Origin of the sequence: Allomuricauda sp. TY007, from assembly GCF_010468565.1 — a bacterium.
In the GTDB taxonomy this organism is placed as follows: domain Bacteria; phylum Bacteroidota; class Bacteroidia; order Flavobacteriales; family Flavobacteriaceae; genus Flagellimonas.
In genome coordinates this window covers 65,431-83,358 of the sequence record NZ_WUEG01000002.1, presented here as the reverse complement: position 1 = coordinate 83,358, position 17,928 = coordinate 65,431, and the positions used below count along the sequence as shown (strand labels likewise).

Below are 17,928 nucleotides of genomic sequence, written 5' to 3'. Positions count from 1 at the left end.
TTAGAACAAGTCGGTAACACAACCTTTTGATGCAGATGATACCGTTTTGGCGTATTTGTACAAGCTCCCCGATTTTATTTTCAATTCAGGTTGCTTCCATTCTTTTCTTCGTTGTTCGAACTCTTCGTCCGATATATTAATGTTGATGGTGTTGTTGACGGCATCAATGGTAATTTCATCTCCATCTTTTACCAAGGCAATTCCCCCACCTACTTGAGCTTCGGGGGAAACGTGGCCCACCACAAATCCGTGGGAACCACCTGAAAACCTACCATCGGTAATCAAGGCCACATCCTTTCCAAGACCGGCACCCATAATAGCAGATGTAGGTTTTAGCATTTCGGGCATTCCTGGAGCTCCTTTTGGTCCTTCGTAACGGATGACCACTACATCACCTTTTTGGACTTTGCCTGTGTGGATTCCCTCATTAACAGCGGCCTCGCTATCAAAAACACGAGCTGTTCCGGTAAACTCCAACCCTTCTTTACCTGTGATTTTGGCCACGGCACCTTCAGAAGCGAGGTTTCCATATAATATACGAATATGACCTGTTTCTTTAATGGGCTGCTCCTTTTTTCTGATGATATCCTGACCCTCGGCCAAATCCGGGGCATCCAATAAGTTTTCGGCCAAGGTTTTTCCTGTAACGGTCATGCAATCACCATGAAGCATGCCTTCTTTCAGCATATACTTCAATACCGCAGGAACTCCCCCAACTTTATGAAGGTCTTCCATCAAATATTTTCCACTTGGTTTTAAATCGGCCAATAAAGGTGTGGACTCACTGATTCGAGTGATGTCCTCCAAAGTAAAATCAACCTCGGCAGCATGTGCGATTGCCATAAAATGAAGTACGGCATTTGTTGAACCACCAAGAACCGTCACCAACCTAAACGCATTTTCCAAGGCCTTTTTGGTAACAATGTCCCTTGGCTTGATGTCTTCTTTCAATAAATGGTACAATGCAGCGCCAGATGCTTCGCAATCCGCTTGTTTTTTATCGTTCACCGCAGGAATCGAGGAATTGAAAGGCATGGACATGCCCATAGCTTCAATGGCAGATGCCATGGTATTGGCCGTGTACATACCTCCACAGGCCCCCGCACCCGGACATGCTTTGTGAATGACTTCTTTATATTCGGTCTCATCTATGGCACCTGCCACTTTTTGCCCGTAGGCTTCAAAAGCGGAGATAATATCCAATTTTTTATTGTTGTGGCACCCCGGTGCAATGGTTCCCCCATACACCAAGATGGAGGGGCGATTCAATCGTAATTGGGCCATTAGGGCACCGGGCATGTTCTTATCACAACCTACCACGGTGACCAAACCATCATAACTCATGGCATGAATCACCGTTTCAATGGAATCTGCAATGATGTCCCTAGATGGCAAGGAGTATCGCATTCCTGGGGTTCCGTTGGATATCCCATCGCTCACCCCAATGGTATTGAAAATAAGCCCTACCAAATTGGAGGACTCCACTCCTTTTTTTACATCGAGGGCCAGATTATTCAAATGCATATTGCAGGGGTTACCCTCATAGCCTGTACTTGCTATTCCGATTAAAGGTTTTTGTAAATCTTCGTCTGTTAATCCAATCGCATGCAGCATAGCTTGAGCCGCTGGCAGTGTTGGGTCTTGTGTAACTTTTTTGCTAAACTTGTTCAATTCCATTGTCAAATTTCATTCAAATACAGTATTCTTCTGAATTTATACCGCAATTCAAAGATAAATGTTTAAAAAGCCCTAGATTTTTAACAGTTGTTGGCTGTTTAAATCCACTGGAAACATAATAAACATAATTTACTGTTTTTCAGTTTTTTAGATTGATTAAAATTCCAATATTCAATTAATTTTATTGTAATAAAAAAGGCCTGTATCGTATGGGATACAGGCCTTTTTTAGTCAATAGCAAGTCTGTATCACTCCATTTCTGGAATAATGATGACCTCTACAATGACTTGATTATTTATTTTCATACTTCAATGGTACGAAAAAAAAATGTTTCTGATTTCAATCTTGGGCACTTTTTTCATCAAACCAATTTAAACTTCAACTCATCCCCATATTTTTTCTGCGCAAGCACCGATATGGACTCCTCGCTCAATTGCAGTATGCGAGGGTAGCCCCCTGTGGTTTGGCCATCCTTCATTAAAATGATCATGCGGCCTGCTGGGGTAAGTTGAATAGTGCCCGGCAAAGTTCCCGAGGTCAACATGGAATGTGAATGTCCCGTAATTAATTCCGAAAGTTGGTAGGCCATTCGGTTGTTTTCTTTGGATATGGTAAATGGTTTTGCAAAAATCTCTGTAAGTTGTGTGTCGGACAACAAGGAAAACTCTGGTCCTTTATAGACCTTTAGTTTATTTATTTCGAAATGTTCCTCAATCTTTACTTCTGATATTTTTGGCTCGTAATCCTTTGTTTCCGTGTATGGTATCTCATCGCCATCTTTTACCCTGGCCGTTTTGGTAACAGGAAAGAATTGTGAACGGCTGTTGAGTACCTTTTTTGATTGAAAACCGCCTTTAACCGCCAAATAGCCTCTAAAGCCTTTCTCCAGCCTGCCATACGATAAAATATCGCCCTTTTCCACCTTGATCACCGTGTAATTATCAATAGGTTCATTGTTCAGGGTGGCAACAATATGTGCTCCGGACAAACTAATATACGTATCGGTATCAAACTGTAGTGTAGGCCCCGTCATGGTAATTTCCAAAACGGCATCATTCTCATCATTCTCCAGTAAAAGGTTGGCCTTTTTTACGGATTCCACATCCATTGCTCCAGAAATTGGAACACCAATATCCCTGTACCCATACCTGCCAAGGTCCTGGATAGTTAAATAAAGGCCCGGTTTCAATACTTTAAGCATTCAAAACAACTTTTTCGGGTTCGTAAATGCCTACTTCGCCTTCAATTTTATGAAGCTTGTACTCTGCTTTGGATATGCTCTCGAACTGTATCTTATCCCCTACTTTTACAAAACACGGTTCCTTCTTACTTGGGTCGAACAAGTTTACGGGACAATTCCCTATAATGTTCCAGCCCCCTGGTGAATCTTGTGGATAAATACCGGTTTGCTTGCTGGCCAGTCCCACGGAACCCTTTTGAACCTTTAATCTAGGTTCTGCTCGACGGGGAATCTCCAAAGATGTTGGGAGTCCGCCCAAATACATAAAGCCGGGCAAAAATCCGATGCCGTACACCACATATTGGTGCGATGTGTGCTGCTCAATAAGTTCTTTGACTGATAAACCTAATGTTTTGGAGGCCTCTTCAATGTCCATTCCGAATTCGAGGTCATAGCACACGGGTAATGTCCATAAATGTTGAATGCGCTCTGTTTTGGATTTGGCCTGTTTTTCGTGGCACTCCAGAATCATGTTTTTGGTCTCCTCAAAGTCGATATGGTCTTGGTTGTAGACCATGGTCAACGAATTATAGGCTACGGACATTTCCCAGCCGGAAATTTTCAGCTCTTTAAAAGCGTCCATAAAATCTAGGATATCTGCCAAAATGGATTCACTTACCTCTCCGGGCCATTCCACTAAAACAGCTCGTTCTCCGAAGGGCTTGATGCTAATGGGGTAACTTTTCATTTTTGTGTCTGCACCTGATTCTTGGCTAATTCTTTTGAAAGATACATTAATATTTTTAAGGCAGAAACCGTATCGCCATGAATACATAGAGTATTGGCTTGGATTTCCTTGGATGCACCATCAACCAATAGAACTTTACCTTTTTTAATAATGGGTAAAATATGTTGCAACACCGCTTCGGGTTCTTCAATTAGTGCATTTTCATCTTTTCTGGAGACGAGCGATAGATCGGAATTGTAGTTTCTGTCCGCAAACGCTTCAAACCAAACCTTAAAACCCTTTTCCATTGCCATCTTCGCCATTACCGAACCAAAGGGAACATAAAGAATGGCCTTGTCCTTATAATCAATAATGGCCTCCAAATATAATTTTGCCAAATTCTTATCCTTTGCGGTTTGATTGTACAATGCGCCATGTGCCTTGATGTGGTGCAATGTGATTTGTTCCTGTTCCAACACCTCATCAAAAGCTGCCAATTGCTTTTTAATACTTTGTATTAGGTCTTGGTTTGAAATGTCCATCACTTCCCTACCAAAATTGGCCTTATCGGGGTATGATGGGTGCGAACCCACTTTTAGATTATGCTTCTTGGCAAGAGAGGCAACCTTCAACATGGTTTCTTGATTCCCTGCGTGACCTCCACAAGCAATGTTGCAGGAACTTATATATGGGAAAATATCGGCTTCGTTCCCAACTCCTTCGCCTACATCACAATTAATATCTATTTGCCATGTTTTCATTGAGTTATTGGATTATTGGGTTACTGGGTTATTTTGTTATTGCGTTAAAGGTCGTAAATTCGATGCCCGAAGTGTCACACAGAACGCCCGCCAGCCTGTATACACAAATTTCACGAACCACCACGAATACTTTTTTACTTGAACTTTAGTTTTTTTTCTTCTTACTGAATTAAAAAAGCCCCATGACTTTAAATATACTTTTTGCTCCAAGGAATATAGCAAATACCACAATGGCAATTCCCAGTACATTTTGCAGCAAGGAGTTCTTGTTTTCTCCCATCACGGATTTTTTGTTCACCACCCATAACAGCAACAAGGCCATCACGGGAAGCAATATTCCGTTGGCGACCTGGGCAAATTGAATCACCTCGATGGGTTTTATATCAAAAGAAAGGAAAACCACGCCACATAAAAGCACGATGGCCCAGACCATTTTGAATTTTCTGTTCTGCATGCCACCCTGCCAATCAAAACAGCTACTTGCAACATAGGCCGCAGCCAAAGGTGCCGTGATGGCGGATGTGATTCCTGCTGCCAATAGTCCTGTTGCCATAAAGTAAACCGCCATTTTTCCAAATAGGGGCTCCAAGGACTTGGCCATGTCCAATGCATGGTTAATATCCGAAATAGGTGCCGCAGAAGCCGTAATAAGTATGGCTATGGAGACCATTCCGCCCAAACCAATGGAGATGATGGTGTCCCAATTAACAGCCTTTAAATCGTTTTTGGAATTCCATTTTTCCTTTACCAACGATGCGTGCAAAAAGAGATTGTAAGGAACCACTGTAGTGCCTACCAAAGCAATAATCGTTAGCAAACTTCCTTCGGGCAATTGTGGCACAAACATTCCTTTTAATATTCCTGTGATGGAAGGCTGGGTGATGATGGCAGAAATCACAAAACTCAATCCCATAATACCGACCAACCCAACAAATATCTTTTCCAAAATCTTATAACTGCTAAACCAGAGCAACAGAAATATAACAATACCTATGATCGCTGGCAAAAAGGGTTTTACTTGTTGTTGTGGCAAAAGCTGTTCAAGTCCAAGAGTGGCACCACCAATATTACCAGCTTCGTAAGCTGCATTTCCCACTAAAATAGCTCCCAAAACTATTGCAATTACAAAGTTTCGGATCCATGGTGTTTTAAGTTCGGTTCTAACCACATCCACGAGACCGTTTTGGGTCACCAGACCGATTCTACCGGCCATGCCCTGCAATACAATGGTTGCGATAATGGACACCAATAATGCCCAAATTAAAGCGTAGCCAAAGCGTGCTCCGGCCAAGGTGCACATGGTTATGGTTCCCGGGCCCACAAAAGCGGCTGCGACCAGCACACCCGGCCCTATTTTTTTAAACATTGGTTCTTTGGTTTAGGAGCGATTAAATTAACAGGATATCTGGACAAAATATGCATTTCATCCAAAAAAGTGTATTTCATCTAAAAGTGGATTGCCGTACATCGAATTTTTATACTATTTCAAAAATCTCAAAGTTATAATAACACCAAATCATACTTAGACTTAAACTTGACTAAAACTTATGACATGTAAGGATTGCGGCAAAGACATTAACCCCCAACAGTTTAAAGCTTCTAATGAATCTTTAGGTGTAGCGCTTTGCGAACGACATACAAAACTGATCAAAAAAGTAATACTCGACAATGACACCCCAATTGACGCCATACATTTGTTTTACGCCTTAAAAGACGCCGGAGTTCACCCTATGCTGGAGTGGTGGGACGGTAAAAGATCAGTTGATATTGCGATTTCCCGTGTTAAACTCAACATTGAGATTGACAAGAATTACAATATGATAACCCACGAACAGGCAATAAACGATCTGGAAGATGCCATGCATTCTTTTAAGAATGGGTTTACCACCATAAGAATTCCGCATTTGGCCATTAAATACTACTTGGATGAAACCGTAGAAAACATTTTGGGCATTATTGCAGGCTTAAAGGCTAATATTAAGGCGATTTAATTGCAGAACTGCATACTGTCCGCCCTTTTGGTTTGCTTGTATTCCAAAATATTGATGACTATGGTATGCTCTCCAATGTTCTCCAAGTCGTTGATGTAGTCTTTGCCCCTATTTTCAAAGAAATCGGTATCGCCGGGGTTTAATTTGATCATATCTATTTTTCCGTTGCCGTAACGGGTGATCACCAAACCTCCGGTGGTACATACCCAACCATAATTGGTATTGTGTCTTCTAAAAGAAAGTCGATTCCCAGGAGCCAGGTGCAAATCCCATAATTTTATGCTCTCGTCTTCAAAAACCAATCTATTGCTCAACGATTCCTTAATTTCTTGATGTAGCAACTCATCAATCCTTTCTTGCTCCCAAGGGTCAAAGTTCCCTACTGGGTTCAATTCCACACATTGCATATTCTCTGAATTTTCTAAAATCGCGCAAAAATAAGGCATAAGACATTTAAAAACAGACGTTTAATCAACATTTAACTATTTCCTTGAGTATCTTTCCAATTAAGGTTGTGCTATTGCGAATTTGTTGAAGAACAGCTCTTTAAACTATATTTTATCCAATACGATTTTCTTTTGATGTGGTTTGTTCCAATCAACCCAACCAACCTTCCCTGTCCAAACTTCGGTATTGAATAGCTTCAGAAATATGATTTTCCACTACATCTTCGGACTGTTCCAAATCGGCTATGGTGCGGGATACCTTCAAAATGCGGTCGTAAGCCCTAGCAGAAAGGTTTAAACGCTGCATGGCATCTTTTAAAAGGTTTTTGGAAGACTCATTCAACTTACAGAACTTTCTAATGTGTTTCGTGCCCATTTGGGCGTTGTAATGTATTCCATCAACTTCTTGAAATCTTTGGGTTTGGATCTCACGTGCAGCTTCCACCCTTTTTCTTATTACAACACTACTCTCCCCTTTTCGCTCTTCGGACAATTTGTCAAAAGGAACAGGGGTTACTTCAATATGGATGTCTATTCTATCCAACAACGGACCTGATATTTTCCCCAAATAACGTTGCATTTCTGCGGGAGAGGAAGTGACGGGCGCATCAGGATCGTTAAAATACCCTCCGGGACTCGGATTCATACTTGCAACCAACATAAAACTACTGGGATAGGTTACCGTAAACTGTGCACGGGCAATGGTCACTTCCCTATCTTCCATGGGCTGTCGCATCACTTCCAGTACACGGCGCTCAAATTCCGGTAGTTCATCCAAGAAAAGTACGCCGTTATGGGACAACGAAATTTCACCAGGCTGCGGATAACTCCCGCCTCCGACCAAGGCTGCGGAACTAATTGTATGGTGCGGATTTCTAAAAGGACGTTGACTCATCAACCCCCTATTTTTAACTTTCCCCACAACACTATGTATTTTAGTGGTTTCCAAAGCTTCGTGAAGCGTCATCGGAGGCAAAATGGAGGGTAATCGCTTCGCCAACATTGTTTTTCCTGCCCCAGGCGGACCGATCAAAATAATATTGTGCCCACCTGCAGCGGCAATTTCCATACATCGCTTTATGCTTTCTTGTCCTTTTACATCGGCAAAATCAAACTCTGGAAGATGCAAGTGCTCGTAAAATTCCCTTCGGGTATCCACATGGGTCTGTTCCAAAGGAACATTGGTATCAAAAAAATCAATGACCTCTTTAATATTTTCAACGCCATATACTTTTAGTCCATCTACAACAGCAGCTTCGTTCGCATTTTCTTTGGGTAAAATAAATGCTTCAAACCCCTCTTCCTTGGCTTTTATGGCAATGGGCAAAGCACCTTTTATGGGTTGTAGGCTTCCGTCCAAAGAAAGCTCTCCCATAATCAAATAGTTTTCGATGTTATTTGAGCGAATCTGGTCCGATGCTGCCAAAATGCCAATGGCCAAGGTCAAATCATAGGCGGACCCTTCCTTTCTTAAATCGGCAGGAGCCATGTTGATGGTGATTTTTTTGCCGGGAATTCTATATCCATTGTTTTGGAGGGCAGCCGCAATCCGGTAGTTACTTTCCTTTATGGCATTATCTGGCAATCCTACCAAGTGGTATCCTATACCTTTATCTATATTGACCTCCACGACAATGGTAGTGGCCTCAATGCCAAAAACGGCACTTCCGTAAACTTTTATGAGCATGATGGAATTTCTCTAGTTGAAAAAAGACTGAAAAATAGCCAATCTCTCTCCAAAAAGAACCTCCTTTTGACGAATACCCCAATTTGAATTGACGAATGCCCTTTCTGAATTAACGGAAGATTAAAATGGACTCAGCAGTTTCCTATTAATTTAAATAGATAACTCAGTTTTGTAAGAAGCATAGATTTCTCGACTTGTCAACCATGGAAAAGTTGAGAACAGAGTTAATAACTAATAGTAACACAATTGGTTAACCCTATCCTATTTTGGTATTTTTGATTAAGCATTATTCTAATTAATTGACAACAAATGCCTTGGTTAAAAATCATTATTTCATTTATTGCAGTTGGCATTACTGTTGTTGAAGTTTGGGATTTCCGTAAAAAACGAAAGAACAAGAATTGGCAAAAATTAAAAAAACCAATAATAATAATTAGCTCTCTCCTATTATTACTCCTTACCGTATGGGATGAAATTAATGATGAAAACAAAAATAAAATTGAAGAAGAAAGAAGAGATGCACAAATAGTACAGGATAGTATCAGGGCTTCTCAAATAATTTTAAACCTTGGTAATGCACTAAACAAAATAGATTCATCAGCTCAAAATTTAGTTAAGGTCGATAGTTCTATTGGAATTGTCAGGAACTCAATAAACGAACAAGTTAATCAATTGACTTCGATTGTCTCTGAATCAAAAGAAATTCAAAATAATCTTACAGGGGGAGATAGCTATATAAAGCTATTTTTGGTCAAAAGGTGGAGAACTCAATCTTTAGAGCTGTTATGCACTGTTATGGGTAAATACCCAATGCACAACATAAATTTGTATATAACTTGTTCTTCTTTTCAAGACAGTCTACTTAAAGAATCAATAAATCTAGAGCCTCTAGTAAATGGAAATGGCAGCAATATGGCTTTCGAAGTTAGGCTCTCTAGTTTAACATCAAACATCGCTACTTATTCAATAGCTAAATTTGATGTAAATGACTTTAAAGATGACATTAAATTAAGTATTTGGGCTTATTCAAATAACGGTTCGACTTTTCAAATGATAAATTGGAAAAATCATAAGAGATATTTGTCGTCACCAAGAAAAACAGGGAGCGCTTCTCTGACTGGGTCTAATAATACGGACTGGAGCGGTAAAAGTTTTGAATATACTTCAATAATTTCGAGAGTTACACCAGTTGAAAGAGCCAAAATGAGAGATAATGTAATTGATAATTCCGCAGGGCTTTATTACTACGAAAATTACATGGCAATATTTAATTTACAAAATACCATATTAGTTAATTAAACTCCAAAAATACAATTTATCGAATTAGTGATGACCTCCACGACAATGGTAGTGGCCTCAATGCCAAAAATGGCACTTCCGTAAACTTTTATGAGCATGATGGAATTTCTCTAGTTGAAAAAAGACTGAAAAATAGCCAATCCCGCTTCAAAAAGAACCCCCTTTTGACGAATACCCCAATTTGAATTGACGAATGCCCCTTCTGAATTAACGGAAGATTAAAATGGATTCGGCGGTCTCCTCTATTTCCTGCTTGTTCATCATCATTTTACGAAACTCGCCGTTTACGTACATTTCGGCTTGATCATCATAGTGTTTGCTAAAAGGGTTTCCAGATTGCCCCGTTGGCAATATGCTAATACTGTTCTCCACATCCGAAAAATCAATTACACGTCTTGTGGACGGACCAGAACTTACTTTGTACAACCCTGTACTGTCATAAGGGAACGATAGGTTGTTGATGACCTCACGAGTTCCTGTAACCGGGAACGGGCCTACATTAAAATATTTACGGAGCGACGCTACTTGCCCAAACGGGTGTTGGTGCTCCAGAGTGTGTACTTTATCCCAAGTCCACTGGCTAGGGTCGGGGCCAAAGTCCTTAACAAGGGAACTCCAAGCATCGGCAAAGGATTTAATGATTATGTCCTGTCTTGTTTCAGTAATCTCCTTTGTGTTTATGTTGTCCCACCATTTCCCATTTTCCATTTTGGCTCCCCAAGCAATCTGTCTTTTGAACAAATGAGTTTTCAAAAACTGTTTGAACATTTCTGGTCCAAGCTCATCCTCCATGGTATTCTTTACCATATAATAAAGTGCTCTATGGTAAAGTGTTGGACTAGTACTCGTTAAAGCGTATTTTCCGTTCCAATTCTTTAAAGAATCTACCATTACCAGCTGTTCGGTGTTTAAATGGGTTACATCCAACAGTTTTATCAATTCTGTAACCAATTCGGTATTTACCGGCGAGGTAACATCCAGCATCATTTTTGAAATGGACTCCTTGTCCCAATCGTCTTTTGCATCGAGTAGTTGAACTATTCGCTTGGCACGGTTCTCGGGCAAATAATAGCCAGGATACAACATTCCTGCAATGGAATCTGGTTGATTGTTGGCAGAATACACATAATTCCAAGGTGGGTTTTCGGCCCTGGGATTTTCTGAAAAGTCCAAATAACGTAGCGGCTCCTCTTTCCCTGTGGTTCCATCCAAAATAAACTTGGTGGATAAGCTATCGGGCATTTCGTAAAGTTTTGCCGTAGCCCACCAGGCTACATTGCCCTCGGCATCACCATACATTACATTAAGTCCTGGTGCATGAATGTTTGGCAAGGCACTTTTAAACTCTTCTATATCGGCGGCGTGGCTTAATCCGTACAAAGCGTGCATCACCATATTCTTTGGTTTGGTGTACATCCAAGACATGGAGATGGGTCGCTCGCCCGAAATTTGATCTGCAATATTGTTCAAGACTGGACCATGACGTGTTTTCTTATAGCTAAAGCCCACATCATCCCCGTCCTTTACTTTGATGGTTTTATGGATAAATTCATAATCCTTCCAACCATCAACGGTTTTGTATTTAGTACTGTCGGATGGATGGGTTTCTTCGTAATAAAAATCAATATCATCATTCTCGAACATGGTGAGGCCATAAGCCAGCTTTCTATCATGACCCAACAGCGGAAAGGGAACCCCTGCTAAATGATACCCATATTTTTCATAGGTCGGGGTACTTACATGGGCCTCGTACCAAACTGAGGGTTGGGCGAAACCTATATGCGGGTCGTTGGCCAAAATCACTTTACTATTTTTGGTCTTTTGTGGGGCTACCACCCAGCTATTGCTCCCTTCAAACTGCGGAATGGGAAGTTTATCCAAAGCTGCCGTTACACTTGCGGTAATATTTGTCCCCAAAGTATCTGTTTCGATTCCGTCATAGTTTTTAATCCAAATCGTGGAAGTATCCGAACTTATGGTCAAGTTGTTAATATACTCCTCACCAAGTTTATTGCGCATACTTGTCAATAAGGGGTCCGTTTTGTGCGCCATGGCAAAACTAAACGCCATATATCCAACGGCATTGTAGACATCTTCAATGGTGAATGGCTCTTTTTCAATCCCTGTCAAATAGAACTCGATAGGTGTTGGCCCATTTTTTATAAACTCATTAATGCCATCCAAATAAGCTTGGGAAAGCACAATGGTCTCGCTTTGCATGTCCAATGCTGCTATTGTTTCTTTAGTATGGTCGGCGATACCCAAAGACAAGAAAAACTTGTCGGTTTTGATCATGTCCTCACCAAAAACTTCGGAAAGTCGTCCTTTGGCCACCCTTCGCAACAGTTCCATTTGCCATAATCTATCCTGGGCATGTACGTAGCCCAATGCCCTAAGGGCATCTGTTTCGTTATCTGCATAAATATGGGGAATCCCGTAGGGGTCAAAATAAGTTGTTACCTCATTGGAGAGGCCTGGCAAAGATTTTTCTCCACCATAATCTGGTTTAAGGCTGTTAATAAATATAGCAATGCCAATAATTACAAGTAGAAGCAATCCTGCAAGAACAAGAAGAATCTTTTTGTAGTTTTTCACGAAGATGGGTTAAGTCTATTAATCCATCCTAAGGTATAATTATTTTTTCAGATGGTTGAAAAAAAATATTGACAAATATCAATTATTTATTCATGGAAAGATGGTGTTTTTCCAAGCCAGATTTCAACCATTTCTCATAAGTTTCAACATCCACATACTGTACAGCTTCGTTCAAAATCTCCAGGTTTGGGGAAAGTAGTACATAATATGGCTGCGATGCTGCATTGAAATTAATCGTCTGGAATGTTCCCCATTTTTGACCAATGGTTTCAATGGCTTTTACCCTTCCAGAATCATATTTAAAATCGAATTGTTCCGATTTGGGGAGTTCCTTTCTATCATCCACATATAGGGAAATCAATACATAATCTTCTTTAATAATAGGGTAAATATCGGGGTCGCTCCAGACGTTTTCCTCCATTTTTCTACAATTTACACAGGCCCACCCCGTAAAATCAAGCAAAATGGGTTTGTTTACCTCTTGCGCATAAGCTACGCCTTCTTCAAAATCCTTAAAGCAATCCAATCCTAACGGACAATCGCTTTCTGTTTCCACAACGCTGTAAAAACTTGGCGGCGGGAAACCACTCAACAACTTTAAGTTACTGATATTGAACAATCCAAGCACCAAATACACAGTAAAAGCAAAGCTTAACAGACCAACGATCTTTCTGGCTGGTGACAAATTTTTCTTTGGCCCATCGTGCGGAAACCTGAAGATTCCGAAGAGGTATAGTGTCATCAAAACAAAGAGCACTACCCATATCCCTACAAATATTTCTCGTTTAAAAATGCCCCAATTGCCTACCAAATCGGCATTAGACAAAAATTTGAAGGCCAAGGCGAGCTCCAAAAAGCCTAGAACCACTTTCACGGTGGTCATCCAACCGCCAGATTTTGGCAAGGAATTCAACCAAGCTGGGAACATGGCGAACAAAGCAAATGGCAAGGCCAAAGCCAAACCGAAACCGACCATTCCCGAAGTGAGATTCGTAGCCACATTACCTTCGGCAAGTGTTGTACTTCCCAAAAGCCCTCCTAAAATAGGCCCCGTACACGAAAAAGAGACTATGGCCAAGGTCAACGCCATAAAAAAGATTCCCAGTCCCCCTCCTACTTTGGATGAGGCGGAATCCATTTTATTGGCCCATGAGCTGGGCAAGGTTAATTCGTAATACCCAAAAAACGAAAAGGCAAAGAATACAAAAATGACAAAGAAAAATACGTTGAGCCAAATATTGGTGGCGATGGTGTTCAAAATTTGTGAATCCACCGAATTGAACAAATGGAACGGCAAACTCAACAAGAAATAAATCAATACGATGAAGAAGCCGTACAATAGTGCATTTCCAATTCCCTTGGATTTGTTCTGGGTTTGTTTGGTGAAAAAGGAAACCGTTAACGGAATCATGGGGAACACACAGGGCGTTAACAAGGCAATAAGTCCTCCGATGAATCCCAATCCAAAAATCACCCATAAGTTGGACTTTCCTTCGGAATCGGTTACTCCATCTTGATTAAGTAGTTGTTTGTTCTTTAAATCCACTTTAAGCGATTCTCCTAGAGCCACGCTTCGTTCATCCAAGGATGCCTCTTCGGAAATAAACCCGCTTCCATCCAACGAAATTTGAAAAAGTTCGTCTGCTGGAATGCAAACCTCCTTGCAAATCTGATAAAACAGGTTTACCGAAATCTGATTGACCTCCGGGTCGAGCAATTTTATCTTTTGGGTGAAAATGGCCTCTTTTTTGAAAAAGGTCTCTTCTACCTCAAAAATATCGCTGTACTCCTTTATGGTCTCACTTTCTTCGGTTTTACCAATAAGTTCGTAGTCCTCGCCTGCTTTTTCAAAAGAAAATTCGCTGGGCAAGGAACCCCCTTCGGCGGTATATTGCGAATACACATGCCATCCATCCATAATTTTGCCCTTAAAGACCAATTCGTATTCGGTCTCGGACAATTTATGTACTTCGTGGCTCCAAACCGCAGGATTCTCATCCGTTTGAGCGAATGTGGTTAAATTGATGAAGAATAATCCTAAAAAGAGTACAAGTAATCTCATGTAAGTTGGGTAATCTTTATTATTTCTCGGGTTGAATCCTCAACCTTGAATCGTTCGTCTGCACGTTTGCCCACAACCCAAACAATATCATTATTTGAGCAGAGCAACCATTGCTTTTCCTTGGAAATCACATCCAGTTTTTCATCCTTAAAAAATTTGGACAGTTTTTTCTTGCCTTGCATCCGAAAGGGATAAAAATAGTCGCCTTTTTCCCAATTCCTTAACACTAGGGGAAAGTTTAACTTTTCCTTATCCAAAAATACGACATTTCGCCCCTGTTTTTCTAGGGTTTCAACATTTTCCAGCTTTAGTTTGATGGGCAACTCGGATGGAGTCCCATCCACATGTACAAGATATGTTCCGTTTGCTCTATTCTTTATTTCAGAAAGAATTAGAAAATCCCTATCCTTGAGCAACTGATGTGTTTTGGAAACTACTTGCTTGCCGCTCATGGCGGATAAAAGGTCTTTTACATCATCCCAGGCTGTAAACCCATAATCTTTGAACAGTCCATATAGGTAAGCATTCAACGGTTGCAATTGTTTGAGTGTTGCAATATTAATTTTGATGTCATCATCTCGCTGCTCAAACAGCTTGGACTTTAATTCATTCAAATGATTAGAGACCAAATGATGGGTTTGTTGCAAATGATTTTGGGTAGTCAGAAAATTTTGCAAAAAAGTAGGGTGCAGTTCCTTTAAGGTAGGTACAATTTGATGACGAATCTTGTTCCGAAGGTATTTAGTGCTGGCATTACTGCTGTCCTCTCGCCAATCCAAATTTTTGGATTTGGCATACTCCAAAATCTCGTTTTGAGAAAATGGCAACAAGGGCCGAACCACTTTTTCATTCACTTCGGGAATTCCAGAAAGCCCTTCGATTCCTGTACCGCGCGATAGATTAATCAGAAAAGTTTCCAAACTATCATCGGCATGGTGGGCCGTCAACACATAATCAAAACCTTTGGTTTGCAATACTTCATCAAACCATTGATAGCGCAGTTCCCGTGCTGCCATTTGAACAGACACTCGGTGGGTTTCTGCATATTGTTCGGTCTCAAAATGTTTTACAAAGACCTCAATCCCTAATTGTGAGCCCAATTGGCGTACAAAAACCTCATCACCATCACTTTCATCGCCACGTAGCGTAAAATTACAATGGGCCAGAACAATATCCATATCGGCAGCAGTGCACAAATGGGTCAGCACAACACTGTCCACCCCGCCACTACAGGCCACTAGGAGCCTTTTCCCCTTCAGAAAGGGCATCTCGCTGTTTATGTGCTGTTTGAATTTTGGGAACATATCGCAAATTTACAAATAAACCTTAGCCTTGCGGCTGTGTTATTACGTTACTAAGTTGTTTTGTTGTTGGATGCTCGGTTTCAGAAGTCGGAAGCACGAAGCCCGAAGTTAGTTAGCGGTAACTCCTACCTTTGAGGTTTAATCTTGATGCTTGGGTTTGATATTTGAACTTGAATTTGAGTCGGGAGACAGTAGTCAGTAACTGAATAACCCTATAACTTTGTAACTCTGAACCCCTAACTCCGAACTCCTAACTCCGAACTCCGAACTCCTAACTCTGAACTCCTAACTTCAGTGTCCATCAGCGCAGCGGTCTTGGTTCTTGGCTCTTGAACTTGATGTTTGAGTTTGAACTTGAACTCACTATCAACCTCATCCCCTTTCCTCCAATACTGTTCGCATAGCTTTTGCCTTTAGCAAACATTCTTCATATTCCCTTTCTGGGTCAGATTTTGAGGTAATGGCACTCCCGACCGAAAAAGACACATACTTTTTTGTTGCGTTGTACAAAATACTTCTAATGACTACATTAAAATCAAAATCCCCGAGTGGGTCAAAATAACCTACCGCACCACTGTACAAACCCCGTTTGGTTTCCTCTAAATCCTCAATAATATTCATTGCCGATATTTTCGGGGCACCCGTCATGCTACCCATAGGAAAGGTTTCCTTGATAATTTCCACGATGTTTTTATCAGTTGAAACTTTTGAAACTATGGTCGAGATCAATTGGTGTACTTGCTTAAAAGTGTATGGTTTACAAAGTTCCTCGACCTGCACAGAACCTTTTAATGCACTTTTGGACAAATCGTTACGAACTAAATCCGTAATCATAATGTTTTCCGAGCGTTCCTTTGGGTCTTGTGAAAGCTCTTTTTTGATGATTTTATCCTCAAATTCATCATTCCCTCTCCGCGCGGTGCCTTTTATGGGCTGTGAGATAACTTTCTGCCCCATTTTTTTGATGTACCGTTCGGGCGAAGCACACATCAAATACTTATCCCTTAATCTCGCAAATACGGCAAACGGTGGGTCGGAAATACTGTTCAGTTTCTGATAGGTTTCCCATGGATCAAAGGAAACATCCTCAGCGTAAAATTCCTGACAAAAATTAGCTTCATAAATGTCACCACGGTGGATATGCTCCAAAAAACGGTTGGCTTTTTCAAAATAGGCATCCTTATGAATGCGCATTTTAATTTTGATGGCATCGCTTTGCTCGATAGACAATTCACTTTGCTGACCATTGGTTATTTCCTCATAATCGGCTTCAATTTCGTGGGCAACACCTTCCAAATACTTAAAATGAAGTTGTCCGTTAGCAAGAATGATAAGTTTGCTAGGCTGAAAAAACTGTAGTACGGGAAATCCGAGTGCATCAAAATTACTGGAAGTCAAATCTTCCAACTCATTTTTAAAATCATAGGAAAAATAGCCGAAAAGCCAATCCTTTTTCTGATTCACAAAGGCTTGAAGCGCCTCAATATTCTCCAGGCTTTTTGATGCGCCAACGGCTAAACAAGCTTCAAAACTGGAATATTGGTCTTGGTGTGAATTGCTGTCCAACCAAACTACATCGTCAAAACCTCTGGACCATTGAAACAGTGCCTTTTTACTTTGTAAAAGGGAATCAAACCCAAAAGAACGCTGTGTTCGCAATACCTACTATTTTAACGAATCCAAAAACGTATTCAAAGCATTTTGGTGTTCTTCCTTTAAGCCTTCATCCAAAATACCTTCTTCACTAAAATTATCATTGAAAGATGGCAATGAAAAGGTTGCGACAACCTCCGCACCAAATCTGGGCAACATATTTTCAACAACCGCCAAGGAACCTTTGCCTCCCCGCTTTCCTCCAGAAGTGGACATCAATAGCACTTTGGTGCCCTCCAAAAACTTACGATCTATTCTCGAAAGCCAATCCAACACATTTTTAAAGTAGGCCGATGGGTTCCCGTTGTGTTCGTTTACGGACAAAATCAATCCATCAGAGCCATTGATGTTCGCTTTCAATTCCTTTAACGAAGCAGCATATCCCTTTTCTTTTTCAAGGTCTTCACTGAACATGGGAAAAGGGTGTTCTGCCATGTTGAGGGTCTGAATATCATGATTTTGTACTAAAGAGGTAGTAAGTTTCACTAATTTAAAATTGATAGAAGTGGAAGAATTGCTTCCAGCAAATGCCAAAATTGCAGCCAT

At 40.8% G+C, this 17,928-nt stretch carries 14 protein-coding genes; 2 read left to right on the top strand and 12 right to left on the bottom strand.

Features of this window, described 5'->3' with window-relative positions:
* From ilvD to GO009_RS02220, 5 genes are all read right to left on the bottom strand, one after another.
* Entirely contained in the window at nt 1-1,677 is a 1,677-nt protein-coding gene (gene ilvD / locus GO009_RS02240) for a dihydroxy-acid dehydratase (protein WP_163624531.1), read from the bottom strand.
* 361 nt (nt 1,678-2,038) lie between these two features.
* A complete protein-coding gene (locus tag GO009_RS02235; protein WP_163624529.1) occupies nt 2,039-2,878 on the bottom strand; it encodes a biotin-dependent carboxyltransferase family protein in 840 nt (279 codons plus the stop codon).
* Complete coding sequence (gene pxpB / locus GO009_RS02230) at nt 2,871-3,605, bottom strand: 5-oxoprolinase subunit PxpB (RefSeq protein ID WP_163624527.1); 735 nt, start codon at nt 3,603-3,605, stop codon at nt 2,871-2,873. Before pxpB ends, GO009_RS02235 begins: the two co-directional genes overlap by 8 nt.
* Nucleotides 3,602-4,345, bottom strand: coding sequence for a 5-oxoprolinase subunit PxpA (pxpA, locus tag GO009_RS02225; protein ID WP_163624525.1), 744 nt, complete (start codon nt 4,343-4,345; stop codon nt 3,602-3,604). Before pxpA ends, pxpB begins: the two co-directional genes overlap by 4 nt.
* 169 nt (nt 4,346-4,514) lie before the next feature.
* Entirely contained in the window at nt 4,515-5,711 is a 1,197-nt protein-coding gene (locus GO009_RS02220; RefSeq protein WP_163624524.1) for an Nramp family divalent metal transporter, read from the bottom strand.
* Nucleotides 5,712-5,892: 181 nt separating this feature from the next.
* Between GO009_RS02220 and GO009_RS02215 the strand changes: the two genes are divergently transcribed.
* On the top strand, nt 5,893-6,336 hold the full coding sequence (locus GO009_RS02215) for a hypothetical protein (RefSeq protein WP_163624523.1): 444 nt from the start codon (nt 5,893-5,895) through the stop codon (nt 6,334-6,336).
* On the opposite strand, the gene GO009_RS02210 is transcribed toward GO009_RS02215, so the two are convergent.
* Both GO009_RS02210 and GO009_RS02205 read right to left on the bottom strand, forming a co-directional pair.
* On the bottom strand, nt 6,333-6,743 hold the full coding sequence (locus GO009_RS02210; RefSeq protein ID WP_163624522.1) for a hypothetical protein: 411 nt from the start codon (nt 6,741-6,743) through the stop codon (nt 6,333-6,335). The two genes, GO009_RS02215 and GO009_RS02210, sit on opposite strands and share 4 nt — an antisense overlap.
* 190 nt (nt 6,744-6,933) lie before the next feature.
* On the bottom strand, nt 6,934-8,469 hold the full coding sequence (locus tag GO009_RS02205) for a YifB family Mg chelatase-like AAA ATPase (RefSeq protein WP_163624521.1): 1,536 nt from the start codon (nt 8,467-8,469) through the stop codon (nt 6,934-6,936).
* 309 nt (nt 8,470-8,778) lie between these two features.
* Between GO009_RS02205 and GO009_RS02200 the strand changes: the two genes are divergently transcribed.
* Entirely contained in the window at nt 8,779-9,768 is a 990-nt protein-coding gene (locus tag GO009_RS02200) for a hypothetical protein (protein ID WP_163624520.1), read from the top strand.
* 207 nt (nt 9,769-9,975) lie between these two features.
* Here GO009_RS02200 and GO009_RS02195 read toward each other — a convergent pair whose 3' ends face one another.
* The 5 genes from GO009_RS02195 to GO009_RS02175 form a co-directional block, all read right to left on the bottom strand.
* Entirely contained in the window at nt 9,976-12,363 is a 2,388-nt protein-coding gene (locus GO009_RS02195) for a penicillin acylase family protein (protein WP_163624519.1), read from the bottom strand.
* Between the two features lie 82 nt (nt 12,364-12,445).
* A complete protein-coding gene (locus GO009_RS02190; protein WP_163624518.1) occupies nt 12,446-14,425 on the bottom strand; it encodes a thioredoxin family protein in 1,980 nt (659 codons plus the stop codon).
* Nucleotides 14,422-15,693: a tRNA lysidine(34) synthetase TilS gene (tilS, locus tag GO009_RS02185; protein WP_306770385.1), complete on the bottom strand. Its 1,272-nt coding sequence runs from the start codon at nt 15,691-15,693 to the stop codon at nt 14,422-14,424. Before tilS ends, GO009_RS02190 begins: the two co-directional genes overlap by 4 nt.
* Nucleotides 15,694-16,101: 408 nt before the next feature.
* On the bottom strand, nt 16,102-17,388 hold the full coding sequence (locus tag GO009_RS02180) for an anthranilate synthase component I family protein (RefSeq protein ID WP_163624516.1): 1,287 nt from the start codon (nt 17,386-17,388) through the stop codon (nt 16,102-16,104).
* 6 nt (nt 17,389-17,394) lie between these two features.
* A complete protein-coding gene (locus tag GO009_RS02175) occupies nt 17,395-17,928 on the bottom strand; it encodes an NADPH-dependent FMN reductase (protein ID WP_163624515.1) in 534 nt (177 codons plus the stop codon).